This is a genomic window from Streptomyces sp. V4I2 (assembly GCF_030817655.1).
In the GTDB taxonomy this organism is placed as follows: domain Bacteria; phylum Actinomycetota; class Actinomycetes; order Streptomycetales; family Streptomycetaceae; genus Streptomyces; species Streptomyces plumbiresistens.
On the sequence record NZ_JAUSZM010000003.1, the window covers coordinates 8,222,152 to 8,245,860 of the forward strand.

Annotated in this window: 20 protein-coding genes; 12 read left to right on the forward strand and 8 right to left on the reverse strand. The window is 73.0% G+C overall.

The features are described 5' to 3' along the window. Position 1: 1 nt before the first annotated feature. Positions 2-727: a hypothetical protein gene (locus tag QFZ76_RS38585; RefSeq protein ID WP_307678011.1), complete on the reverse strand. Its 726-nt coding sequence runs from the start codon at positions 725-727 to the stop codon at positions 2-4. Positions 728-821: 94 nt separating this feature from the next. Between QFZ76_RS38585 and QFZ76_RS38590 the strand changes: the two genes are divergently transcribed. Both QFZ76_RS38590 and QFZ76_RS38595 read left to right on the forward strand, forming a co-directional pair. Continuing rightward, positions 822-1,688 carry a LysR family transcriptional regulator gene (locus QFZ76_RS38590; protein WP_307680251.1) on the forward strand — a complete coding sequence of 289 codons (867 nt, stop codon included), beginning with the start codon at positions 822-824 and terminating at the stop codon, positions 1,686-1,688. A 133-nt stretch (positions 1,689-1,821) separates the two neighbouring features. After that, a complete protein-coding gene (locus QFZ76_RS38595; protein WP_307678012.1) occupies positions 1,822-2,439 on the forward strand; it encodes a PDZ domain-containing protein in 618 nt (205 codons plus the stop codon). A 35-nt stretch (positions 2,440-2,474) separates the two neighbouring features. Here the strand turns inward: QFZ76_RS38595 and QFZ76_RS38600 are convergent, their stop codons facing one another. Further along, complete coding sequence (locus tag QFZ76_RS38600) at positions 2,475-3,263, reverse strand: phosphodiesterase (RefSeq protein ID WP_307678013.1); 789 nt, start codon at positions 3,261-3,263, stop codon at positions 2,475-2,477. A 193-nt stretch (positions 3,264-3,456) separates the two neighbouring features. On the opposite strand from QFZ76_RS38600, the gene QFZ76_RS38605 reads away from it, so the two are divergent. After that, positions 3,457-4,584 carry an aminopeptidase P family protein gene (locus QFZ76_RS38605; protein ID WP_307678014.1) on the forward strand — a complete coding sequence of 376 codons (1,128 nt, stop codon included), beginning with the start codon at positions 3,457-3,459 and terminating at the stop codon, positions 4,582-4,584. A gap of 61 nt (positions 4,585-4,645) precedes the next feature. Further along, positions 4,646-5,584, forward strand: coding sequence for an aminoglycoside phosphotransferase family protein (locus tag QFZ76_RS38610; RefSeq protein WP_307678015.1), 939 nt, complete (start codon positions 4,646-4,648; stop codon positions 5,582-5,584). 43 nt (positions 5,585-5,627) lie between these two features. Here the strand turns inward: QFZ76_RS38610 and treZ are convergent, their stop codons facing one another. Next, a complete protein-coding gene (treZ, locus tag QFZ76_RS38615) occupies positions 5,628-7,373 on the reverse strand; it encodes a malto-oligosyltrehalose trehalohydrolase (protein WP_307678016.1) in 1,746 nt (581 codons plus the stop codon). Positions 7,374-7,546: 173 nt separating this feature from the next. Between treZ and QFZ76_RS38620 the strand changes: the two genes are divergently transcribed. From QFZ76_RS38620 to QFZ76_RS38630, 3 genes are all read left to right on the forward strand, one after another. After that, positions 7,547-8,098, forward strand: a complete 552-nt coding sequence (locus tag QFZ76_RS38620) for a DUF1707 and FHA domain-containing protein (RefSeq protein ID WP_266432261.1) — start codon at positions 7,547-7,549, stop codon at positions 8,096-8,098. A 200-nt stretch (positions 8,099-8,298) separates the two neighbouring features. After that, the gene (locus tag QFZ76_RS38625; protein ID WP_307680252.1) at positions 8,299-9,663 is read left to right on the forward strand and encodes a M14 family zinc carboxypeptidase; all 1,365 of its coding nucleotides are present in this window, start codon (positions 8,299-8,301) and stop codon (positions 9,661-9,663) included. After that, on the forward strand, positions 9,660-10,079 hold the full coding sequence (locus QFZ76_RS38630; protein ID WP_307678017.1) for an SSI family serine proteinase inhibitor: 420 nt from the start codon (positions 9,660-9,662) through the stop codon (positions 10,077-10,079). The genes QFZ76_RS38625 and QFZ76_RS38630 overlap by 4 nt, the downstream gene beginning before the upstream one ends. 34 nt (positions 10,080-10,113) lie before the next feature. Here the strand turns inward: QFZ76_RS38630 and QFZ76_RS38635 are convergent, their stop codons facing one another. The 3 genes from QFZ76_RS38635 to glgX form a co-directional block, all read right to left on the reverse strand. Further along, positions 10,114-11,364 (reverse strand): M14 family zinc carboxypeptidase, encoded by a 1,251-nt coding sequence (locus tag QFZ76_RS38635; protein WP_307678018.1) that lies wholly within the window; start codon positions 11,362-11,364, stop codon positions 10,114-10,116. Between the two features lie 591 nt (positions 11,365-11,955). Further along, positions 11,956-14,304 (reverse strand): malto-oligosyltrehalose synthase, encoded by a 2,349-nt coding sequence (gene treY / locus QFZ76_RS38640; RefSeq protein ID WP_307678019.1) that lies wholly within the window; start codon positions 14,302-14,304, stop codon positions 11,956-11,958. Between the two features lie 100 nt (positions 14,305-14,404). Beyond that, a complete protein-coding gene (glgX, locus tag QFZ76_RS38645) occupies positions 14,405-16,522 on the reverse strand; it encodes a glycogen debranching protein GlgX (RefSeq protein ID WP_307678020.1) in 2,118 nt (705 codons plus the stop codon). A 194-nt stretch (positions 16,523-16,716) separates the two neighbouring features. On the opposite strand from glgX, the gene QFZ76_RS38650 reads away from it, so the two are divergent. The 4 genes from QFZ76_RS38650 to QFZ76_RS38665 all read left to right on the forward strand — a co-directional run bounded on the left by QFZ76_RS38650 (position 16,717) and on the right by QFZ76_RS38665 (position 21,135). Then, a complete protein-coding gene (locus tag QFZ76_RS38650; protein WP_307678021.1) occupies positions 16,717-17,535 on the forward strand; it encodes a Tat pathway signal sequence domain protein in 819 nt (272 codons plus the stop codon). 109 nt (positions 17,536-17,644) lie between these two features. Then, positions 17,645-18,958: a copper amine oxidase gene (locus tag QFZ76_RS38655; protein WP_307678022.1), complete on the forward strand. Its 1,314-nt coding sequence runs from the start codon at positions 17,645-17,647 to the stop codon at positions 18,956-18,958. A gap of 102 nt (positions 18,959-19,060) precedes the next feature. Next, on the forward strand, positions 19,061-20,302 hold the full coding sequence (locus QFZ76_RS38660) for an SAV2148 family HEPN domain-containing protein (RefSeq protein ID WP_307678023.1): 1,242 nt from the start codon (positions 19,061-19,063) through the stop codon (positions 20,300-20,302). A 110-nt stretch (positions 20,303-20,412) separates the two neighbouring features. Then, positions 20,413-21,135 carry a 3'-5' exonuclease gene (locus QFZ76_RS38665; protein WP_307678024.1) on the forward strand — a complete coding sequence of 241 codons (723 nt, stop codon included), beginning with the start codon at positions 20,413-20,415 and terminating at the stop codon, positions 21,133-21,135. Between the two features lie 9 nt (positions 21,136-21,144). Here QFZ76_RS38665 and QFZ76_RS38670 read toward each other — a convergent pair whose 3' ends face one another. Both QFZ76_RS38670 and QFZ76_RS38675 read right to left on the reverse strand, forming a co-directional pair. Continuing rightward, on the reverse strand, positions 21,145-21,642 hold the full coding sequence (locus QFZ76_RS38670) for a YbaK/EbsC family protein (protein ID WP_307678025.1): 498 nt from the start codon (positions 21,640-21,642) through the stop codon (positions 21,145-21,147). Then, on the reverse strand, positions 21,612-22,613 hold the full coding sequence (locus QFZ76_RS38675; RefSeq protein WP_307678026.1) for a DMT family transporter: 1,002 nt from the start codon (positions 22,611-22,613) through the stop codon (positions 21,612-21,614). The genes QFZ76_RS38670 and QFZ76_RS38675 overlap by 31 nt, the downstream gene beginning before the upstream one ends. Before the next feature lie 94 nt (positions 22,614-22,707). On the opposite strand from QFZ76_RS38675, the gene QFZ76_RS38680 reads away from it, so the two are divergent. After that, entirely contained in the window at positions 22,708-23,652 is a 945-nt protein-coding gene (locus QFZ76_RS38680; RefSeq protein ID WP_307678027.1) for a LysR family transcriptional regulator, read from the forward strand. Positions 23,653-23,709: the final 57 nt, after the last annotated feature.

Genomic DNA, 23,709 nt, shown 5'->3' on the forward strand with positions numbered 1-23,709 from the left:
GTCAGACGGGCTGTCCCGCGGCCCGCGTCGCGTGCTCCACCGCGGCTCGCGCCAGCGCCCGGACGATCGGGTGCGGGCGCGAGCCGTCGCCGGACAGTTCCGGCTGGAAGAGCGAGGCCAGGAAGAAGGGATGGCCGGGGAGTTCGGCGATCCGGACGTGGCCGTCCTCGTCGTACCCGGAGAAGCGCATGCCGTGCGCGCGCAGTGTGTCGAGGTGGCGGGTCGGGCCGTACGCGCAGAAGTAGCGCTCGACCGTGCGCTCCGAGCCGATCACGGACTGGGCGAGCGAGCCCGGCTCGACGCTCACCACGGCCTCGTGGCCGACGAGCGAACAGGCCAGCGGCTCGATGAGGAAGTCGTCGGCGTCCGGGTCGTTCTCGGCGTGCGCCACCCGCGTCAGACCGCACACGTCACGGGCGTACTCCAGGAGCGCGTGCTGGAATCCGCCGCACGTGCCCAGGAACGGAATCCCCGCCACGCGCGCGGTACGGATCGCGGCGAGCACGCCGGTCTCGCTGCGGTAGGGGCTGCCGGGTACGACCCACACCGCGTCGAACCCGCGTACGGCGCCCTCCTCCGCCGCCGCCTCGGACGGGATCCAGTAGGCGTCCAGGACCAGTCGGTCGCGCTCGGCGAGGGCGTCGAGGAGGAGCGGGATGCGGGTGTGGGACACGACGTTGGGGGAGCGGTCGCCGACAAGGGCGAGCCGGGCTGTGGTGGTGGTCATGGGCTCATCCTGTGCGCCGCCCGGAGTTCACGTCCAACGATGATTTCTGCACCCTCGATAAGCGGAGCTGATGGGGTACGGGATCCTGGCGGACATGGACCCGCATCTGCTGCGTACCTACGTCACCGTCGCCCGTCTCTCCTCCTTCTCGGAGGCCGCCCGCACGCTGGGCTACACCCAGTCGGCGGTGTCCCAGCACATCGCGGCCCTCGAACAGGACCTCGGCGCACCGCTGCTCACCCGCCGCCCCGTCGTACCCACCGCGGCCGGCGAGCGGCTCCTCGAACACGCGGGCCCGCTGCTGCTGCGCCTGGACGCGGCCCGCGCGGACGTCGTACGAATGGCGGCGGCCCCGGAGCACGGCCTGACGCTCGCCGCCGCACCGACCGCCCTCGGCCCGCGTGCCGTCGCCGCGCTGCCCGCCGCCGGGGTGACGGTGCGGGTGCTGGCCCGCGACGGGATCCCGGCGGCCGTCGCCACCGGCACCGCCGACCTGGGCCTGGTCGACGGCCTGGCCGCACCCAGCGATCCGCTGCGGCTGCCCGACGTGGCCCCGCTGACCACGCACTGCGTCGGCGAGGAACCCGTGTGCGTCCTGCTGCCCGCCGCCCACCCCCTGGCCCGGCGCACCGGACTGCGCCTCGCGGACCTGTCCGCCGCCCGCTGGCTGGACGCCCCCGACGCGGGCCTGCCGCTCGACCGGCTCCGTGCGGCGGGCGGCGGCCACGGCTTCCGGCCCGCCCTGCGCTACGAGGGCACCGACGTGCGCGTCCTGACCGCCCTGTCCGCCGCGGGCCACGGCCTGACCCTGCTGCCCCGGTCGGTGGCCGCCGGGGTGCCCGGCGCGGTCGCCGTCCCGGTCACCGAGCCGCGGGTCGTGCACCGGACGGAACTGGTGTGCACGGGGGCCCTGCGGGGAACGGCGGCTCGGCTGATGGAGGTGCTGGTGGGGCGGAAGTGAGTACCTTCCCGCCCCTGACCGAGGGTCAGTCTCACTCGTTCGTGGCTCGTGGTGCGCCGGTGCGCCGGGTAGATCAACAGGCGGGATCGATCCGCAACCGCCGGAGGCGATCCGCACCAGCCGGAGGCGATCCATGGAACAGACTGCGTTGCGTCCCAAGCCGATGCCCGGCCGGGAACCCGGCGGCGGCACCAAGCCCGGCGCGGCCCGGCGCCCGCACGCCGCGCGCCGGCGTGGCCGGCGGCTGAGGGCTCTGCTGTTCGCCCTGTCCGTCGGCACGGTCCTGGTCCTGTCCGGCGTCGGCCTCGGCACGGTCGGCGCCACGGTGATCGGCCTGAGCAAGCTCGCCGAACTCCAGCGGCAGGCGGGGGAGCAGGGGCGGCCGGGGCAGGCGGTGCCGGGAGCGTCGGGCGGCCGGGGGAGTGCGTCAGCTTCGGCGCGCCCCGGCCCTTCCGTCTCGACCACGACCACCTCGCCGGCGCCCGTCGGTGTGACCCTCGGCCTGGAGGCCGTGGACGCCGAGAAGGTGGGCGCCCAGGTCGTCGGCGTCCACGTCCCCGGCCCGGCCTTCTCGGCGGGCCTGGTCCGCGGCGACGTACTCCTCGTGTTCGGCCGCACCCGGGTCGACTCGGCGGCCGACCTCGCCCGAGCGGTCGCCGACGCCCGCCCCGGCAAGGAGGTCGTGCTGACGGTCCGCCACCGCAGCGGCGGCTACCAGCAGTTGACGGTCGTGCCCGGCGTCGTCACATGACTACCCGCAGCAGTTGACGGTCGTCCCCGGCGTCCTCATGTGACCACCCGGAAGTGACTCGTCAGCCGCCCCTCGTCGTCCAGCACATGAAAGGCCAGCCCGACCGGAGCGTCCCGGTCCGCGATCTGCTCGCCCTCCCAGGGCAGCCGCAGCGTCCAGGTCACCCCCGGCCCGACGACCAGCGGCCGCCCGGCGAACACGGTCGCGGCGGGCGTGTGCGCGTGACCGGTGATCAGCCCGGCGATCTCGGGACGGCGCTCCAGCAGCGCCGCGAGCCGGTCGGGCCGGCCCAGCCGGTAGGAGTCGGGCTGGGGGCACCTCCCACGCCCGTCAGGCAGTGGGGGAGGGTGGTGCAGCGCGACCGGCGGGTGATGAAAGGCCAGCAGCGCCGGAAGGCTCCCGTCGAGTTCGTCGAGGGTCGCCTCGATCCAGTCGTACGTCTCCTCGTCCAGGGCACCTTCGTCGCTGCCCGGGATGCTGGAGTCGCACATCAGCACGGCGCCGTCGTCGAAGACGTGCACGCTGTTGACCGGTCCGTCGGCCGCGGGGCGGTCGAGCAGGGCCTTGCGGTACGGCGCCCGGCTGTCGTGGTTGCCCGGGCAGGTCAGTACCGGGAACGGCGCGTCACCGTCGCGCAGGCCGAGGATGCGGGCGGCCTCCTCGTACTCCGCCTCCGTGCCGTGGTCCGCGATGTCCCCGGTCACCAGCAGTGCGTCCACCCGCCCCGGCAGCCGCCACAGCCGGTCACGCACGCGCTCGGCGCGTTCGGTCGCCCGGGTGCTTCCGTCCAGATGCAGATCGCTGATGTGCGCGAGTACGAGCACGAAAGGTGCCTCCCGTGGGTGCTTCTAATGGACTGTGGCGATCTAAGCATTAGGAATAATGGTTGTGCAACGCTCGGACGTCAGGAGAAAAGGCCGTCGGCGCGTCCGAAAGACCTGACAACCGGCTCGCGCCGCCCCCGCTGTCCGGGCAGGATGCTGCCCGTAGTCCCTTCACCCGCCCCGGGAGGCCCGGATGACCGGCAGTACGGCCGCGCCCTTCACCGCCGACGACTACAGGGCCCGTATGGAACGCGCGGTGCGGGCGGCCGCCGAGACCGGGCTGGCCGGGCTGCTGGTGGCACCGGGACCGGACCTGGTCTGGCTCACCGGCTACGCGCCCACCGCGACCACCGAACGGCTCACCCTGCTCGTCCTCGCCCCGGGACAGGATCCCGTCCTCGTCGTCCCCACCCTGGAGGCCCCGGACGCCGCGAAGGCGCCCGGCGCGTCCGCCCTGACCCTGCGCGACTGGACCGACGGCAAGGACCCCTACGCCGCCACCGCCGCCCTCCTGGACGCCTCCGGCAGCTTCGGCGTCAGCGACAACGCCTGGGCGATGCACCTCCTGGGACTGCAGAAGGCGCTGCCCGGCACCTCCTACGCCTCCCTCACCGAGGCACTGCCGATGCTGCGCGCCGTCAAGGACGCGGCGGAGCTCAAGCTGTTGGCGGCCGCGGGCGCGGCCGCGGACGCAACGTTCGAGGACATCCGGAACGTTGCCTTCGGCGGCCGCAGGGAGTCCGAGATCGCCGCGGACCTCGACCGGCTGCTGCGTGAACACGGCCACGCACAGGTCGACTTCACGATCGTCGCCTCCGGCCCTAACGGCGCCAACCCCCACCACGACGTGGGCGACCGGGTCGTCGAGCGCGGGGACATGGTCGTCCTGGACTTCGGCGGCCTCAAGGACGGCTACGGCTCCGACACCTCCCGCACGGTCCACGTCGGCGAACCCACCGACGAGGAACGCCGGGTCCACGACCTGGTGCGCACGGCCCAGGAGGCGGGCTTCCGCGCGGTACGGCCCGGCGTCGCCTGTCAGGAGGTCGACCGGGCCGCCCGCGCGGTCATCGCCGACGCCGGGTACGGCGAGTACTTCATCCACCGCACCGGCCACGGCATCGGCGTCACCACGCACGAGCCGCCGTACATGATCGAGGGCGAGGAGCAGCCCCTGGTGCCCGGCATGTGCTTCTCCGTGGAACCCGGCATCTATCTGCCGGGCCGGTTCGGGGTACGCATCGAGGACATCGTCACCGTCACCGAGGACGGCGGCCGCCGCCTCAACGACACGACCCGCGAGATGGTGATAGTGGACTGACGCAGCAGCGACAGCACGAGCAGGAAGCCCCTACGTCCTCAGGAACGACAACGGCGCGACCATGACCCAGGCACCGACACCCACCACGGACACCGTCCGCCGGCTGGTCCGCACCCTGCTCAAGGAGGGCGCGGCCGACACCGGCGGCCCCGACGTGCGGCCCGCCGCCGAGGGCGGCGAGCCCGCCACCTGGTGGGTCGGCACGCGCCATGTGCTGCGCCTCGCCCCCGACCGCGAGGCCGCCGCCCGCCGACGCCGCGAACTGCGCCTGCGCGACCTCGTCCGCCCCCACCTGCCGGTCGCGGTGCCGACGAGCGTGGCGCACGGCGAGTGGGCGCCCGGACTGACGTACACGCTGGACACGAGGCTGCCCGGCGGCTCCGGGGAGGACCACGACGTGTCCGCCGTCGGCGAGGCCGACCTGGCCGGGCTGCTCACGGGCCTGCGCGAGGTGCCGGTCCGGCAGGCGGAGGCCCTCGGGGTGCCGCGCGCCGGACCGCGCTCCCTCGAGGCCCTGCGCCGGGAGGCCGAGCGGGCGGCCGAACGCCTCGCCAAGGCCGACGAGTTCGACCCCGCCCGCCTCCAGCAGCTCACGGCCCCGGCAGCGGTCCAGCTCGCCGCCCAGTCCGGCAGCGCGGTCCTCGTCCACCACGGCCTCACCGGCGACCACCTCGTGGTCAGCGGCGACGGCCGGGTGCGCGGGGTCCTGGACTGGACCGACGCGGTCCTCGGCGACCCCGCCGAGGACATCGCCGGCCTCGCCCGCGCCGTCGGCTCCCCGGCCGCCGTCCGCGCCGCCACCCTCGCCGGCTACGGCGCCCGTCCCTGCCTGCGCGGCCTGTGGCTGGCCCGCTGCGACACGGTCGTCCAGCTCGCCGCGCGCCTACAGGGCCGCGACGACGCCCCTCTCCCGCTCCTCAGGACCCGGCTGCGACGCGCCTGGGAGGCGATCCTGCTGGAACGGGTGACGGAACTGCGGGACGAGGAGACGGACGAGTAGCGGTACGGAGGCATCCGCCGGGCGCCGGTTCCGACCAGTCCTGTCAGTCCTGCAGCAGCACCACGCACGACTCCCCGGGCACGCGCAGCATCCCGTCCGGCGCCGACGCCTCGACGGGCTCCCAGGCGGCGAGCACGCGCGCGGGGCGGGAGCCGAGGGGGATCGCCGCCGGCTCCTTGGCGAGGTTCACGACCACACGGACGTCACCGCGGCGGAAGGCGAGCCACCGGCTGTCCTCGTCGTAGGCCACCTTGGTGTCGGCGAGGTCCGGATCCGTGAGGTCCGCCTGCTCGTGCCGCAGGGCGATGAGCAGGCGGTACCAGGCCAGCACGCGCGCGTGGGGCTCGCTCTCCGGCTCCGACCAGTCGAGACAGGAGCGGTCGCGGGTGGCGGGGTCCTGCGGGTCGGGGACGTCCTCCTCGGCCCAGCCGTGCGGGGCGAACTCCCGCCGCCTGCCCCGCCGTACGGCATCGGCGAGCTCGGGGTCGGTGTGGTCGGTGAAGAACTGCCAGGGGGTGCCCGCGGCCCACTCCTCGCCCATGAACAGCATCGGTGTGAAGGGCGAGGTGAGCGTCAGCGTCGCCGCGCAGGCCAGCAGGCCGGGGGAGAGGGAGGCGGACAGGCGGTCGCCCTGGGCGCGGTTGCCCACCTGGTCGTGGGTCTGGGTGTAGCCGAGGAGCCGGTGCGCCGCGACGCGGTTGCGGTCCAGGGGGCGCCCGTGGTGTCTGTCCCGGAAGCTGGAGTACGTGCCGTCATGGAAGTAGCCGCCGGTGAGGGTCTTGGCGACCGCCGCGAGCGGGGCGCGCGCGAAGTCGGCGTAGTAGCCCTGGGACTCGCCGGTCAGCGCGGCGTGCAGGGCGTGATGGAAGTCGTCGTTCCACTGGGCGTGCAGTCCGAGGCCGCCCTCCGCGCGCGGGGTGACCAGCCGCGGGTCGTTCAGGTCCGACTCGGCGACGAGGAAGAGGGGACGGCCCTGGTCGGCGGCGAGGCCGTCCACGGCGGTCGACAGTTCCTCCAGGAAGTGGCACGCGCGCGTGTCCGCCAGCGCGTGCACCGCGTCCAGACGCAGCCCGTCGATCCGGTAGTCGCGCAGCCACGCCAGCGCACTGCCCAGCAGATACGCCCGCACCTCGTCCGAACCGGGCGCGTCCAGGTTCACCGCGGAACCCCAGGGCGTGTGGTGGGTGTCCGTGAAGTACGGGCCGAACGCGGGGAGGTAGTTGCCGGACGGGCCCAGGTGGTTGTGCACCACGTCCAGGACCACGCCCAGACCGAGCTCGTGCGCCCGGTCGACGAAGCGTTTCAGCGCCTCGGGGCCGCCGTACGGCTCGTGCACCGCCCACAGCGACACCCCCTCGTACCCCCAGCCGTGCCGGCCGGGGAAGGGGCACAGCGGCATCAACTCGACGTGCGTGACGCCCAGTTCCACGAGATGCCCGAGCCGCTCGGCCGCCGCGTCCAGGGTGCCCTCACGCGTGTACGTGCCCACGTGCAGCTCGTACAGCACGGCGCCCGGCAGGGGACGACCCGCCCACTCGACGCGCCACGCGTACCGCTCGTGCTCGACGACCGCACTGAGCCCGTCCGGCCCGTCCGGCTGCCGGCGCGACCGCGGGTCGGGCAGCACGGGGCCGTCGTCCACCGCGAAGCCGTACCGTGATCCGTCCCGCGCGTCCGCCTCTCCCCACCACCAGCCCACGCGCCCCGGATCGCGCTCCAACGCGCGCGTGACGCCGTCGCACTGGAGCGTCACACGATCGGCCTGCGGTGCCCACACCTCGAACTGCACGGACGGTTCCCCTTCGTCTGCTCACCGTGATGTAGCCCGTCCATCGTGCTTCAAACGCGATCAATACGCCGGTGAATCCGCCCAATTGCGGCAGGTGTCGCCAGGTACGCGCGCGTGGCGGCCGTTTCCGCGTTTTCTGGACACCCGGCGTCCCCTGTCCGACAATCACGAACGTGACGTCGTCCTTCGAGTTCAACACGTACCCCGCGCGGCTGTCCGACGCGGAGCGCGACAAGGCGCTGCAGGTGCTCCGTGACGGCGTCGCGATGGGCCGGCTCTCGCACGACACCTTCGTGCGGCGGATGGAACTGGCGCTCCTGGCCCGCCGCTCCGACGAGCTCGCGGTGCTCACCGCCGACCTGCCCACGGAGAACCGTCTCTCGCGCCTGGTGTTCGGCACCGTCGAGGCGGTCTCCGGCTTCACCGTACGGCTGCGCAGGGCCTGGCAGGCCGAGCGGCTGCCCAAGCTGCTGCTGCCGCACCCCGGCGCCGGGCACGCCCTGCGCATCGGCCGTGACCCCGCCAACGGGCTGCGTCTGACCCACGAGACGGTGTCCCGGGTGCACGCCGAACTCAGCCGCCAGGGCGGCATGTGGGTGCTGCGCGACCTCGGCTCGACCAACGGCACGACGGTGAACGGGCGGCGGGTCATCGGCGCGGCCGTCGTCCGCGAGGGCGACCAGATCGGGTTCGGACGGATGGCCTTCCGGCTCGCGACCGACTGAGTCCGTCGAGTCCGTCGAGTCCGTCGAGTCCGCCGAGTCCGCGGAGTCCGTCGAGTTCACTGAGTCAACGCTTAGCTCTGGCCCATGGTTGACGCACTGCTGTGCCTCAAGTCCCTTTGCTCTTCATGGTGTTGACGTACCCGTCAAGTCGTGACTGACTGTGCGTACACCATGCACATCAGGTGAACCGACGGCACCACATGTGGAGGTGTGCCCTGCCGCCACTCCTCCGTTACCCGACCGTCGACGAGCTCGGCGCCCGGGCGGCTGCCCTTGTCGCCCGCCACCCCGAGGACTCCCGACTGCGCCGGGCGGGCGTCTCCCGCGCGGGTACCCCCATGTGGCTCCTCTCCGTCGGTCACGGCAGCCGCCAGGCCCTCGTCGTGGCGGGACCGCACGCCAACGAGCCCGTGGGCGGCGCCACCGTCCTCAGGCTGGCCGAGCGGGCCCTCGCCGACCCCAGCCTCACCGCGGGCGCCGACGCCACCTGGAACCTGCTGCTCTGCCTCGACCCCGACGGCCTGCGCCGCAACGAACGCTGGCTGAGCGGTCCGTACACCCTCGGCCACTACTTCCGGAACTTCTTCCGGCCCGGCTTCCTGGAACAGCCCGAATGGCTGCCCGACGGCGCGGCCGACGCGGTACTGCCCGAGACCCGGGCCCTGCTCGACCTCCAGGACGAACTGCGGCCCTTCTTCCAGTGCTCCCTGCACGGCGTGGACGTCGGCGGCGGCTTCGTCGAGCTCACCCGCGACCTGCCCGGCCTCGCGCAGCGCGTCGCGCACACCGCGGCCCGCCTCGGCATACCGCGCGAACTCGGCCCGTACGACACCCTGTACTGGCCGAATCTCGGTCCAGCCGTCTACCGAATACCCCCGCCCAGGCCGACCGACCTGGCCGCCGCGATCACCGAGGCCGCCGTCGAGTCCACCTGGTTCCACCCGCACCGGCACGGCACGGTGACCGCTGTCGTCGAGGCGCCGATGTGGGGCGTGGCCGCCGTGGAGGACGGCACACCGCCCGCCGACGCCGCCGCGGTGCTGCGCACCGTCAGTCACACCCTGCGCCACGACGCGCACCTCCTGGAGCGGATCCTCGCCCGGATCCGGCCCCACCTCGCCGCCAACCCCGACGCGGCCCGCCTGCTCGCCCCGGTCGAGGACTATTTACTGGTCTGCCCCGGCCTCGCCGACGCGTGGGACCCCGACATCGCCGCGGGCGAGCGTCCGCTGCCGCCCCTCAGCACCGCCCACCTGACCGCCCTGCGCATCGCCGGACGACGCCTCGCCCTGCGGACGGCGGGGCTGCTGCACCAGCTCGTGACCCGCTCCGGCACCGACCCGGCAGGCGCCCTGCCGGAGCTGGACCGGCTGGTCGACGAGTGGTGCGCCGACTACCGCGACGGCTGCGGGGCGCGCTGGATCCCGGTCGCGCGCCAGGTGGAGTACCAGTCGCGGGTCGTACTCGCCGCGTTCGAGCTCGCCGGTCGGCACGCGCCCGCCCGCTCCCGTTCGGGTGAGTCGGGGTGGGGTTCCGAGCCCGCCGTGCCGATGCATCGGGAATGACGTACACGACCACAACGACAGCGGTACGGGGCGGCCTGCTCGCGGCGGCCGCCCTCCTCCTCGCCTCCGGCGCCCCGGCGCAGGCGACCTCCCAGGAGTCCGCCGGGGGCGACTGGCTCTTCGTCACGCTCACGACGGGCGACGCCCGCTCCAGCGGCACCCGCGGCACCCTGCTGCTGTGCGACCCGCCCCAGGGCCACCGACGCGCCGCCGAGGCCTGCGCACAACTCGAGACGGCCGGCGGCGACATCGGTGCCGTCCCGACCCGGGAGACGTACTGCCCGATGATCTACGCGCCGGTGACCGCCCACGCGCGCGGAGAGTGGCAGGGCCGGCCCGTCGAGTACAAGGAGACCTTCTCCAACACGTGCGTCCTGGGGGCACGCACGGGGGCGGTCTTCGCGCTGGACGGCTGACGCCGCACGGGGCCACGGATCCCGTACGGCAGGTTTACGTCGCCAAGTCGCGTGCGTGCAGCGCCGCCGCGACGACCGTGCGGGACTGGTGTTCGACCTGGTGTTCCAGGGGCACCCAGCGAGCGCTGAAGCGTTCCGCGAAGGAGTGGCTCCAGATCGCGACGAGCCGTTCGAGACGTGGTGCCGCAGGGTCGTCGGTCTCCTGGAGCACCCGCAGCAGCATGGCCGCCGCCCGCAGCGGCACCCGGCGCGCGAAGGCGTCCACGCTGCCGACGTACGCCCTGGTGTTGTCGGCGGGCGGGGTGTGGACCCAGTCCGCGGCCAGCCCCGGCACCAGCTCGAGCCCCCACTTGGCCGCCCTCATCAGGGGCCCGTCGTCCCCCTGCAGACGGGGCAGCGCGTCTGCCAGCACCTCCTCCACCGCCCGCGCGTCCCGCAGCAGCCGGCCCGCCAGCTGCCGCATCGCCGCCGCCGGCGCCGGGTGCGGCGCCGGGTCGTCCACCAGGTCGCTAGCCCACATCGGCACCTCGACGACCGCGGTCAGACCGCCGTACCGGTGGGCGTGGTACCAGGTGCTGTGCCGTGCGTCGTCCGGCATGCTCGGGTACGCCGCACCCGCGCCCGGTGACGGCATGACGTGCACGCCGGGTCCGGTGGCGGGCCAGCCCGCGGCGTCCGAGGCGCCCGTCTCCACCGGGATGTTCAGCTCCGCCGCGGACTTGGCGAACGGCTCGGCGAGACCCGGCACGTCCTTCGTCAACTGGACCCAGCTGCCGCCCAGGTCGGTCCCGTGCAGCGTCACCTGGAGGTAGGGGCGCAGTTCGTCGATGACGCCGGTCAGGGCGCGTGTCTCGGGCGGCAGCCGGTCGGGCGGCAGCACGGAGGGAGACCACTCCGGCTGCTCCGGTCCCGCCGGCCGGAAGAACCCGAGGTGGTAGTCGAACAGGCTGCGCGGCGCCGGGGTCACATGCAGGCTCGCCCCGTCGGGATCGGCGCACAGCAGGAGGTGCCAGGACGTGTCGGTGCGTAACTCCCGCTGGTACAGCACCCGTTCGGCGACCGAGAGGAGCGTGGCGCCGCCGGTCGGCTCGTTGGAGTGGGCCCCCGCGACCACCAGCACGGCACGGCGGGCATGGCCCACGGACAGCAGGTGCAGGGGCCTGCCCGCCCGGGAGACGCCCACCTGTCTCAGCGCGCACACGCGGGGCCGGTGGGCGGCCAACGCCCGTGCGGACGCGACCAGTTCGGTCACCGTGGGGTAGCGCAGCTTCGGCAGGAGACTCACCCCCGTCACATCCGCCCGGCTTCGCCATCGCAGTACCCCACGCTCCCGTTGACGTGTCAAGGACGGCACGGGGGAGGCTCCAGGGGGCGCCCAGATGCATTTACCGGCAGCAGGTGGAGCCGTACGTGCCAGCGGGGTCGCGGGCGCCCGGCCCGCCGGGGCGCGGGCCTCGGAACCCACCCCCGCCGCGGCCCGCACCCGGCCGGAACCGGGTACTCCGCACCGATTGCCGTGCGTCCACGCGCGTTTACGCCGTCGTCGAGCCCCTCGGCGGCCGGCGCCCCGCCAATCGCCACTACTCGCCACCACAAGCCGTCCCTCCGCCACGAGCTCCGGGAGCGCGCGCGGGTGCACGCCGGTCGCGAGGGCGGGGCGGCGGTGCGGGCCGGGCGGCACACGCCCCCTTCATCGGCCCTCTTGCCCGATTCAGCCCACCCTCTCCAGCGCGCCCGGCGCCCCGCCACTCGCCACCACAAGCCGTCCCTCCGCCACGAGCCCCGGTAGCGCGCGCGGGTGCACGCCGGTCGCGAGGGCGGGGGCGCAGTGCGGGGCGAGTGACGCACGCCCCCTCCGCCGGCCCTCTCGCCCGACTCAGGCCACCCGCTCCAGCAACGCCACCGGCAGCCCCTCGAAAAGCTCCGCCACGCGCGCGTGCCCCGTGAACTCCCGTTCCGGAGCCAGGACGTCCGCCCACCGGCCCGGCGGGAGCGGCAGCAGGGTGTCCCGCCAGCCGCCCGCCTCCGCCAGCCGCAGCGACAACCGGGTCACGGCCGTGAGAACCGCTCCCGAGCGCGTGAACGCCACGCAGTGGGCCCCCGCCGGGCCCTCGGCGGCCAGGGGCGCGTAGCTCGCCGAGTCGCCGAAGACGTCGGGGCGGCGGGCGCGCAGGCTCAGTGCCGCCCGGGTCAGCGCCTCCTTGGCGCCGGGATGCTCCGGGGGGAATGGCACGGGCCGGCGGTTGTCCGGGTCGACCAGGGCGCGGTACTCGCTCTCCGTGCCCTGGTAGAGGTCCGGCACCCCCGGCATCGTCAGGTGGACCAGGGCCGTGCCGAGCAGGTTGGCGTGGATGTGGGGCTCCAGCAGGCTCCGGAAGGCGGTCACCTGCTCCCCCGGTGCGCCGCACGGCCCCGCCGCGACGAACGCCGCCACCGCCTCCTCGTACGCGGGCTCCTGCTCCGTCCAGCTCGTGTACAGGCCGGCCTCGCGCACATGCTTGAGCAGGGCCTCCTGGACGCGCTCGGCGTCCGCCCGCCCCAGCCCGAACACCGTCTGCCAGGCCGCCCACGCCAGCTGCGCGTCCGGCACGCCCTCGCCGGTGCGCGTGACCTCGGCCAGGACGTCGGCCCAGCGCTGCGGACACTCGGTGAGCACCGCCAGGGCCGCCCGTACGTCGGCGCTGCGCTTGGTGTCGTGGGTCGACACCACCGTCCCGGACACCGGCCAGTCGCGCTGCACGCGTGCGCAGTACGCGTGGAAGTCCTCCGGGGAGACGGCGGGCCTGCCCGGGTTCCCGCCCACCTCGGTTGCCGACAGCAGCGGCACATAGCGGTAGAACGCCGTGTCCTCCACGGACTTGGCGCGCAGCGCCGACGAGGTCTGCGCGAACCGGGCCTGGAACTCCACGAACGCGGGCCCGTCGCCGTACCGCCCGAGCACCAGGTCGCGCACGACGTCGACCGCGCCCGCCTCCTCGGGGACGACGAAGGCGAGCCGGGCCTTGGCCGCGGCCTCATCGGTGACGATCCGGGCCGCGTCCCCGGAGGCGTACGGCCGGTAGACCTCCAGGCGGACGAGGAGCTCCTGGAGCGCGGTGCGCAGCGCCCAGGGCGCGCGGTCGCGCAGCGCCGGCTCCGGCGACAGGGCGCACAGGCGGCTCGCCACCCGGGTCAGCCGGTCGGTCTCCGTCGCCAGCTCGTGCGTGAGCACCTTGTACGCCGCCCGCCGCACGGTCGCCTCCCAGTCCCCGCCCCGGTCCGTCTGCGGGGCCGCGAACCGCCGGTACTGGCCGAGGAGTTCCCCGGCCCCCGCCGGATCCGCGAAGAGGCCGTCGACGTGCCGCAGGGCGTCGTAGCCGGTGGTGCCCGCGACGGGCCAGGAGGCCGGCAGCGGCTCGCCGTCCGACAGGATCTTCTCCACGACCGTCCAGCGGCCGCCGGTCGCCTCGTGCAGCCGCAGCAGATAGGCGTCGGGGTCGGCGAGGCCGTCGGGGTGGTCGATGCGCAGGCCGTCGATCACGCCCTCGTGGAGCAGCGCCAGGATCTTGGCGTGGGTGGCCTCGAACACCTCCGGGTCCTCGACCCGGACCCCGATGAGCTCCGAGATGCTGAAGAAGCGCCGGTAGTTGAGCTCCGTACGGGCCAGCCGCCACCACACCGGCCGGTACCACTGCGCGTCCAGCAGCTGCGGCAGCGGCAGTTCCTCGGTGCCCGCGCGCAGCGGGAACAGGTGGTCGTAGTAGCGCAGCAGCTTCCCGTCGACCTCCAGGTGCTCGATCTCCGAACCGAGCGGCTGCCCGAGCACCGGCAGCAGCACCTGGCCGCCCTGCGCCTCCCAGTCGATGTCGAACCAGCGCGCGTACGGCGACTTGGGGCCCTCGCGGAGGACCTCCCACAGGGCGCGGTTGTGCCGCGGGGCCATGGCCATGTGGTTGGGCACGATGTCCACGACCAGGCCGAGCCCGTGCTCCCGCGCGGTGCGCGCCAGCGCCCGCAGCCCCTCCTCGCCGCCGAGTTCCTCGCGCACGCGCGCGTGGTCCACGACGTCGTAGCCGTGCCCCGAGCCCGGGACGGCCTCCAGGACGGGCGACAGGTGCAGATGCGAGACGCCGAGCGAGGCCAGGTACGGCACGGCCGCCGCCGCGGCCGCGAACGGGAACTCGGGCTGCAGCTGCAGCCGGTAGGTGGCCGTCGGCACCGCCGGGTCAGATCGCTCAGGTGTCATGCAGACCTACGTACCCGCCCGGCCGCCTTTCGTGTCATCGACACTCCGTGTGCGCACGCGCGCGCGTGCCCGACAACAGGCACGCGCGCGTGACGCCCGCCTAGACCGGCCGCTGCAACACGACCATGCTCCGGTCCACCAGCGTCAGCCGGTCCCCGGCCTGCACCTTCGCGACCGTGCCCGGCGGCACCCCGTCCGTGCGGGCGGTGTCGACCAGGACCTGCCACTGCCGGCCGTGGTTGACCGGCACCACGAACTCCAGGGTCTTCGGCGAGGCGTTGAACATCAGCAGGAACGAGTCGTCGGTGATCCGCTCCCCGCGCGCGCCCGGCTCGGAGATCGCGTTGCCGTTCAGGAACACCGCCAGCGCGGACGCCTGCGCCCGGTCCCAGTCCCGCTGGGTCATCTCCTTGCCCGCGGGAGTGAACCAGGCGATGTCCGACAGCTCGTCGTGCGTGCCCTCTACGGGCCGGCCGTGGAAGAAGCGCCGCCGGCGGAAGACCGGATGCTCCTTGCGCAGCCGCACGATCGCGCGCGTGAAGTCCAGCAGCTCACGGTCGGGCCCGTCCGCCTCCGGCCACCGCACCCAGGCCAGCTCGCTGTCCTGGCAGTAGGCGTTGTTGTTGCCGCGCTGGGTGCGCGCGACCTCGTCGCCGTGGCTGATCATCGGCACGCCCTGGGACAGCATCAGCGTGGCGATGAAGTTCCGCATCTGCCGCGACCGCAGCTCCAGCACGGCCGGGTCGTCGGTCTCGCCCTCCGCCCCGCAGTTCCACGACCGGTTGTGGCTCTCGCCGTCCCGGTTGTCCTCGCCGTTGGCGTCGTTGCGCTTCTCGTTGTACGAGACCAGGTCGTGCAGGGTGAAGCCGTCGTGGCAGGTCACGAAGTTGATCGAGGCGAGCGGGCGCCGCCCGTCGTCCTGGTACAGGTCGGACGAGCCGGTCAGCCGGGACGCGAACTCCGCCAGCGTGCGCGGCTCGCCGCGCCACATGTCCCGTACGGTGTCGCGGTACTTGCCGTTCCACTCGGTCCACAGCGGCGGGAAGTTGCCCACCTGGTAGCCGCCCTCGCCGACGTCCCAGGGCTCGGCGATCAGCTTCACCTGGGAGACCACCGGATCCTGCTGCACCAGGTCGAAGAACGACGACAGCCGGTCCACCTCGTGGAACTGCCGGGCCAGGGTGGCCGCGAGGTCGAAGCGGAACCCGTCGACGTGCATCTCGGTGACCCAGTACCGCAGCGAGTCCATGATCAGCTGCAGGACGTGCGGGGACCGCATGAGCAGCGAGTTCCCGGTACCCGTGGTGTCCATGTAGTAGCGGGGATCGTCCGCCAGGCGGTAGTACTGCGGGTTGTCGAGGCCCTTGAAGGACAGCGTCGGGCCCAGATGGTTGCCCTCGGCGGTGTGGTTGTAGACCACGTCCAGGATGACCTCGATACCGGCCTCGTGCAGCGCCCGCACCGCCGACTTGAACTCCAGGACCTGCTGGCCGCGGTCGCCCCAGGAGGCGTACGCGTTGTGCGGGGCGAAGAAGCCGATGGTGTTGTAGCCCCAGTAGTTGTTCAGCCCCATGTCGACCAGCCGGTGGTCGTTCACGAACTGGTGTACGGGCATCAGCTCCAGCGCCGTGACGCCCAGCTCGGTGAGGTGCTCGATGATCGCCGGGTGTGCCAGCGCGGCATAGGTGCCGCGAAGCTCCTCCGGGAGCCCCGGATGCCGCATCGTGAGGCCCTTGACGTGCGCCTCGTAGATCACCGTGTGGTGGTACTCGGTGCGCGGCCGCCGGTCGTCGCCCCAGTCGAAGTACGGGTTGACCACGACCGACGCCATCATGTGCGGCGCCGAGTCCAGATCGTTGCGCCGGTCGGGCGCGTCGAAGTGGTAGCCGTACACCTCCTCGCCCCAGTGGATCGAACCGCTGATCGCGCGCGCGTACGGGTCGAGCAGCAGCTTCGCCGAGTTGCAGCGCAGACCGCGCTCGGGGGCGTACGGGCCGTGCGCCCGGAAGCCGTACCGCTGTCCCGGCATGACGCCGGGCAGATACGCGTGCCGTACGAACGCGTCGCTCTCCCGCAGTTCCACCGCCGTCTCCGAGCCGTCGTCGTGCAGCAGACACAGCTCTACTCGGTCCGCGGCCTCCGAGAAGACCGCGAAGTTGGTGCCGGCGCCGTCGTACGTGGCGCCGAGCGGATACGCCTCTCCAGGCCAGACCTGCATGGATACGACTCTTCCAGGTGTCCCGCGCCGCTGGGGGCGCCTTGGCCCCGAGTGTCCACGAAAGTGATGGAACCACCTATGACTTGGGTCCCTCTTACCGGGCGACCAGTGCATACCCCGTCACACGTGGCCGGTATGCCGAACCAGTGGGGCAAATTCATACTCCCGGGATCGTGGGGGAGCAGGGGGAAGACGTGCGCGACACAGTGCGCCGCCATCTCGGCAAGGTGGTGGCCGGTACGGCCATCGCGGTGGCCTCGACCGCCGTGATGGTCGGCATCACGCTGCCGGGGTCGGCGGGGGCCGACGACACGGACGGCGGACAGGCGGACAGCCGGTCCGTGCAGGAGACAGGCCAGGGCCAGGAGCAGGGCGCGGCCGTGGCGCCCGGTGTCGTCGAGCAGGCCCCGGCCGAGGGCGACAAGGGCCAGGGCAGCGATCCGCTGACCGACGACGAGATCGCGCGGGTCGAGCGGATCGCGGTGAACCAGCAGCTGTTCAACGCCACCGAGGACGTCGAGGGCGAGCGCGGCCCGCAACGCCTCACCGTCGACGTCGCCGAACCGGAAGCGGACGAGGCCGACGCCACCGACGCGCCCCGGCGCGCCGACGTGACGTTCTACGACTACCGGGACGACACCCTCGTCACCAAGACGGTCGACCTCGACTCCGGGAAGGTCGTGGGGACCAGCGAGCAGCGGGGCGTCCAGCCGCCGCCGAGCCGTGCCGAGACCATCGAGGCGGCGAGGCTCCTGATCGCCGACCCGCTGGGCGCGGGCCTCAAGGCGGACTACAAGGACGCCACCGGCCAGGAACTCACCTCCCCGGACCAGCTGCGGCTGAGCGGCGGCGTCTACCGGGCCGCGCCGGGTGCCCAGTCCGCCGCACTGGACAAGTGCGGCGAGCACCGCTGCGTGCGGCTGTTCCCGAAGGTCAAGAACGGGCCGTGGATCGACACCAGGTCCCTGGTGATCGACCTGAGCGCCCGCAAGGTCGCCGAGCTCGACCGCTGAGCCGGCCTTCTTCCGACTTTCTGCCGGCGTACCTCCGGCCTTCGTCCGGCTTCCGTCCGGCTTTCGTCCCATTTCGAACCTGCACCTCCTGCGAGGGAGTCACTTCTTCATGCGTGTGAACACCATCAGCCGTGCCCGCAAGCGGCCGGCCGCCCTCGGCCTCGCCGTGGCCGCGCTGGCCGCCGGTCTGACGACCGGCACGGGACCGGCCGCCGCCCAGCCGAGAGCCGCCGCGGCGGCGGCCGCCGACTGCAGCGCCGCCTACCGCATCGAGCAGAAGCTCTCCACCGGCACGACCTGGCGGATGTGCTGGCGCTACGACGGGATGGCCGGCCTCGTCCTGGACGACGTCTCCTACCAGCCCAAGGGCGAGCCCAAGCCGATCAAGGTCCTCAACAGCGCCCGGCTCGGCCAGATCCACGTCCCGTACGACGACGGGAAGGAGGAGTACGACGACCTCACGGGCCAGGACTTCGCCAAGGACCTGATGCCGCTGGCGCCGGCCGAGTGCCCCGGCGGCACCATCAAGACCGTCAAGATCCCGGACCAGTACCCGGGCGAGAACCCGAACGTCAAGGGCCTGTGCACCACCACGCGCTCCCGCGGCCACGCCTACCGCATGCAGAGCGATACCGGGAACAAGGTCTACCAGGCCCAGGGCAAGGACCTGCTCGTCTACACGGTCAACCAGGTCGGCTGGTACGAGTACATGACCGAGTGGCGCTTCCAGGACGACGGCACGGTCAACATGAACGTCGGCGCGACCGGCAGCCTCTCCCCGTTCGACTACGACGCGGGCGACGGGCGCGGCTGGCCCATCGGCAAGGGCGCCAAGGGCAAGGCCACCAGCCACAGCCACAACGCCTTCTGGCGGCTCGACTTCGCCCTCGACGGCTCCACCAAGAACCGGGTCGAGCAGTACGACTCGGCCGTCACCACCCGCGGCCGGCTGACCCCGACCACCAAGACCACCCGCACCAAGGTCACCAAGGAACGCGCCGGCGACGCCAAGGCCTACCGCTGGTGGCGCATGGTCAGCGCGACCGGCAAGAACAAGGACGGACACGCGCGCTCGTACGAGATCGTCCCCGGCCCCACCACCCGCTACCCGGGCCGCAGTTTCACCCAGCACGACGTCTACTTCACCCAGTACAACAAGTGCGAGCTGTTCGCCAGCAACAACCCGCGCTGCGCCCGGACCCATCCCAAGTCCGTCGACAAGTGGGTGAACGGGCAGACCCTCAGCCACCCCGTGGCCTGGGTGAACGTCGGCTTCCACCACATAGCCCGGGACGAGGACCAGCAGCCCATGCCGGTCCACTGGCAGGGCTTCTCCATCGCCCCGCGTGACGTCACCGCTATGAATCCGCTCACTCCGCCCGCCCTCGCCGGTGAGAACGGACGTCCGGCGAACGGTAGTTGAGAAACGACCTGTCCATCCGGCTGCACCGCCCACCGCTCCCGGAGTACCCTTCCTTGATCGTCGAGACGGGTAGTGCTCGGGGGAGCGGAAGGCGGTGCGCGGGTGGGCTCGGGAGGGCGGGAGCTGCCCCCTGGTGACGAGGGTCACGAGGGGCACTCCACAGACGTCCCGCCCGGCACGGTATCCCTGGCCCGGCCGATGGATGTAGGTGCCATCGGGCCGGAGCTGGACTGGGACGCCGACGCCTGGCGCGAGGTCCGTACGCGCGCCCAGCGGGCCGGACGGGCCTACATCTGGCTGAACCTCGTCGAACAGCGGCTGCGCGCGGTCGTGGCCGCCGTTCTGCGCCCGATCTACGAACCCGTCCACGGCGACGACTGGGTGGTCGCCGCCGCCGGTCCCGCCGGGCAGGAGTGGGTCCAGCGCGCGGTCGCCGTGCGCGAAGTCAGCCGCCGCAAGGGCTACTTGCTCGACCCGGCCGACGACAACGTCCTCAGCTTCCTCACCCTGCCCCAGCTGCGCGAGCTGATGGTGCAGCACTGGCCGTGCTTCGAGCCGTACTTCGACGAGCGCCGGGACGTCGAACTCGCCCTGGACGAGCTGGAGGTCACCCGCAACGTCGTCTCGCGCAACCGGGCCCTGTCCGAGGCCGTCCTGGGCCAGGCCGAGCGGGCCTCGTCCCGGCTGCTGGAGATCCTCGGCACGGCCGGCGACGTGCCCTCCGCGCGCCGACTGCGCGTCGACGCGGTCGAGGACCTCGTGGGCGACCGGTACGGGGACGTGGTCGCCGTGCACTCCGACCGGGTGCGGCTGATGCGCCAGTTCCCCGCCGAGAACATCTTCGGCGGCGCCCGCCGGCTCGACGCCGTCGGCATCGGCCTCAACCTGCTGGTGCAGAACTTCTCCGGCCGCCGCCTGGTGCGCCTGGCCGAGTCCGGCTGCCGGGTACGGCTGCTGTTCCTGAACCCGGCGTCCAGCGCGGTCAAGCGGCGCGAGCGCGAACTCGGCATCAAGCGGGGCGAGATGAGCCGCGCGGTCGAGATGAACATCCTGCACATGCGCCGGGTGCGCTCCAAGCTGCGCGACCCCGGGGCCTTCGAGATCCAGGTCTACGACGAGACGCCCCGCTTCACCGCGTACCTCGTCGACGGCGACGGCTCGGACGGCATCGCCGTGGTGCAGTCCTATCTGAGGCGCTCGCGGGGCATAGAGGCACCGGTCCTGGTCCTGCGCGGCGGGAGCAAGCTGGTCAAGTCGGACGAGGTCGACGACGAGGCCGGTCTCTTCCCCACCTACCGCGAGGAGTTCGAGGTGGCCTGGGCGGATTCGCGCCCGGTGTCCTGAACTGTCCCCCCGCGCACGTCCGTAAGCGGAACGCGGTCCTCGGATTGTCAGTGGCACGTGGGATCGTGGAGACCACTGGGGGAAAGCACCACCAAGAAGGGGGACCGCCCATGGGCTGGCACCGGGAGCTGCTGATCGGCTTCGACCTGGAGACGACCGGGACCGATCCGCGCGAGGCGCGCATCGTCACGGCGGCCGTGATCGAGGTCAGGGACGGGCAGCCCATCGGGCGACGGGAGTGGCTGGCGGATCCCGGCATGGAGATCCCGGCGGACGCGGTGGCGGTACACGGCATCAGCAACGAGCGCGCGACCGCCGAGGGCCGCCCCGCCGACCAGGTGGCGGACGCGATCGCCGACGTACTCGTGACGTACTGGAAGACGGGCGTGCCGGTCGTCGCCTACAACGCGGCCTTCGACCTGACCCTGCTCTCCGCCGAACTGCGCCGGTACGGCCTGCCGTCCCTGCGAGACCGTCTGGGCGGCCTCGACCCGGCCCCGGTCGTCGACCCGTACACGATCGACCGCTGGGCCGACCGCTACCGCCGCGGCAAGCGCAACCTCGAAGCCGTCTGCGGGGAGTACGGCGTCCCGCTCGACGCCGCCCACGACGCCTCGGCCGACGCCCTCGCCGCGGCCCGGCTGGCCTGCGCGATAGCCGACCGCCACACCAAGGTCGCGACCCTCGGCCCGGCGGAACTGCACCGCCGCCAGATCGAGTGGTACGCCGAGTGGGCGGCGGACTTCCAGAGCTTCCTGCGCCGCAAGGGCGAGGCGGACGCGGTGGTGGACGGCACCTGGCCGCTGCGGGAGCTTGCGGACGAGCCGGTCTGACGCCGGGCGTCACACCGCGGCGGGGCTTGCGATGGGTTCCACCCGGGGCAAAGCGAGCCGCGCGTAGTCGGCACCCGAGAGGACCAGGGACCGGTCCAGCCGGGCCGCGTTGAAGTACAGCTTCGGCTGTGCCACCACGTCCGGGTCGGCGACGACTTCGAGCTCGGGATCGAAGCTGAAGGGCAGGACCGTGCCGGGCACCGCGCGGGCGAGCCGCTCGGCTGTCTCCGCGTCGCTGAAGCCGACGTATCGGGCATCGAACAACGCGCGGACGGCACCCAGGTCCACCCGCCGGTCCCCGGGGACGACCGCGAGGACGTGGCGTGTGGTGCGCCGGTCGACCTTGACCCGCAGCACGATGCACTTCGCGGCCTCGGAGGCGGGGTGTCCGCGCAGCGCGCAGACCTTGTCGGTGGTGCCCTCGGGCTGGTGGTCGATGAGGCGGTAGTCGACGGAGGAGTCGTCGAGCAGGGAGATCAGGTGCTCGTAAGTGTCGGGGCCGGACATGAGGGCTCCTCTGGGCCGGGGGTGTCTGGGGTGGGAGTGTCTGCGGTGACGGAGGTCTTCTGTGCCGTCGCCGCCCGGTGGGTGCGTTCCACCGCCTGCCCCCAGTAGGTCCCGGCGACCATCAGGGCCGCGCCGAGGCCGGCGAGCGGCGTGAAGTGCTCGCCGGCGAGGGCGATGCCCACCGCCGCGGCCCAGATCGGCTCGGTGCCCAGCAGCAGGCCGGCCCGGCTGGCGGAGGTGCGCTGGACGGCCCAGGTCTGGGCGAGGAAGGCGAACACACTGCAGAACAGGGCGAGATAGAGGAGTTGCGTCCAGGTCGCGGCGTCGGCGCGGGCCAGGGTCGGCAGCTCGCGGGCCGCAAGTATCAGGAACAGGGCCGAGCCGACGAGGGTCTGCACCGTCGTCAGCTGCAGGGGGCGGACCACCCGGCCCACGGTGAGCCGGCCGACGAGTGCCACGTGGGCGGCCCGGACGAACGCCGCGGCCAGCATCAGCAGGTCGCCCAGGCGAGGCGCGTGGAAGCCGTTGCCGGACATGAGGAGTCCGACGGCCAGGACGCACACGCCGGCGGCGGCGTAGAAGGCGGGAGGCAGGCCGCCCGGGTGACCGGTGCGGTCGAGGAAGGGGGTGAGGACGATGGTCAGGCTGATGATCAGCCCCGCATTGGCGGCGGTGGTGTGGGCGACGCCGTACGTCTCCACGACCAGGACGGCGGCCTGGGTGACACCGAGGGGCACACCGGCCCGGAGCTCGTCGCGGGTCCAGCGTCGGGAACCGCGCCGGGAGCCCTGCCGTGACCCGGCGCGGACGGCGACGAGCCCGAGACAGGCGAGTGCGGACAGGGCGTACCGCGCGAAGAGGACCACCAGGACGGGGAGGGCCGCGGTGGCGGTCTGGGCGGACAGATAACTGGAACCCCAGACGAGCGCGACCAGGAGGAGTACCGCATCGATACGGCGGGAGTCGGACACCCGCCTACGGTGCACCGGCGGGGCCACTGAAGCCCAGAACCACTTTCTAAAAGGATCTTTTAGCAGTCCTACACGGTCCTTCTACACTGAGGGGGTGGACGAACGGCAGTTGCGGATCCTGCGGGAGCTGGGCGAACTGGGCAGCGTCACCGCGGTCGCCGAGGCGCTGCTGGTGACACCGTCGGCGATCTCGCAGCAACTGCGGCTGTTGCAGCGCTCGATCCCCGTACCCCTGACCGAGCGCGAAGGGCGGCGGCTGGTGCTCACGGACGCCGGGCAGGCACTGGCGGGCGCGGCGATCGAGGTGGAGACGGCACTCGCGCGCGCCCGGCACACCGTCGAGGAGTTCGTGGGGCGGCCGGACGGCGAGGTGTCGGTGGCGGCGTTCCACAGCGCGGGCGCCGCGTTCTTCCCGCTGTTGCTGCGTGCGTTCGCCGGGCCCGGCCATCCGGTGCTCGCGCTCGCGGACGAGGACGTCGCGCAGGAGGACTTCCCCCGGCTGACCCGTGAGTACGACGTGGTGCTGGCCCACCGTCTGGAGCACGCCCCGCCGTGGCCGCGCGCGGTGACCGCGACCACGCTGCTCCGGGAACCGCTCGACGTGGCCATGCCCGCCGACCATCCGCTCGCCGCCAAGCGGCGGGTCACCCCCGGCGACGTGGCCGACGAGCCGTGGATCGCCGTGCACGAGGGCTTCCCGGTCAGGGCGACCATCGAGGCGATCGCCGCGGCGGCGGGGCGAAGGCTCCACCTGGCCCACACCATCAACGAGTTCTCGGTGGCGGCGGAGGCGGTGGCCGCGGGCGGCGGTATCGCGCTGATGCCACGCTGGACGACGCGTCCGCATCCCGAGCTGGTCCTCAGACCCATCGTCGAGGTCCAGGCCAGACGGCACATCGACGCCCTGCACCGCCCGGAACGTGCTGCGCGCAGAGCGGTCCGTACGGTCCTCACCGAGCTGCGCCGCGCCGCGCGGACCATCCAGGACCAAGACACCGAGGGCAAGGGTGACGCCGCCAGGGGCGCGGGGCTGTGTTGATATGCGGCTCCGCCGCGTGGGCGCGACCAGCCACGAAGCACCCGCAGCCGCGCCACA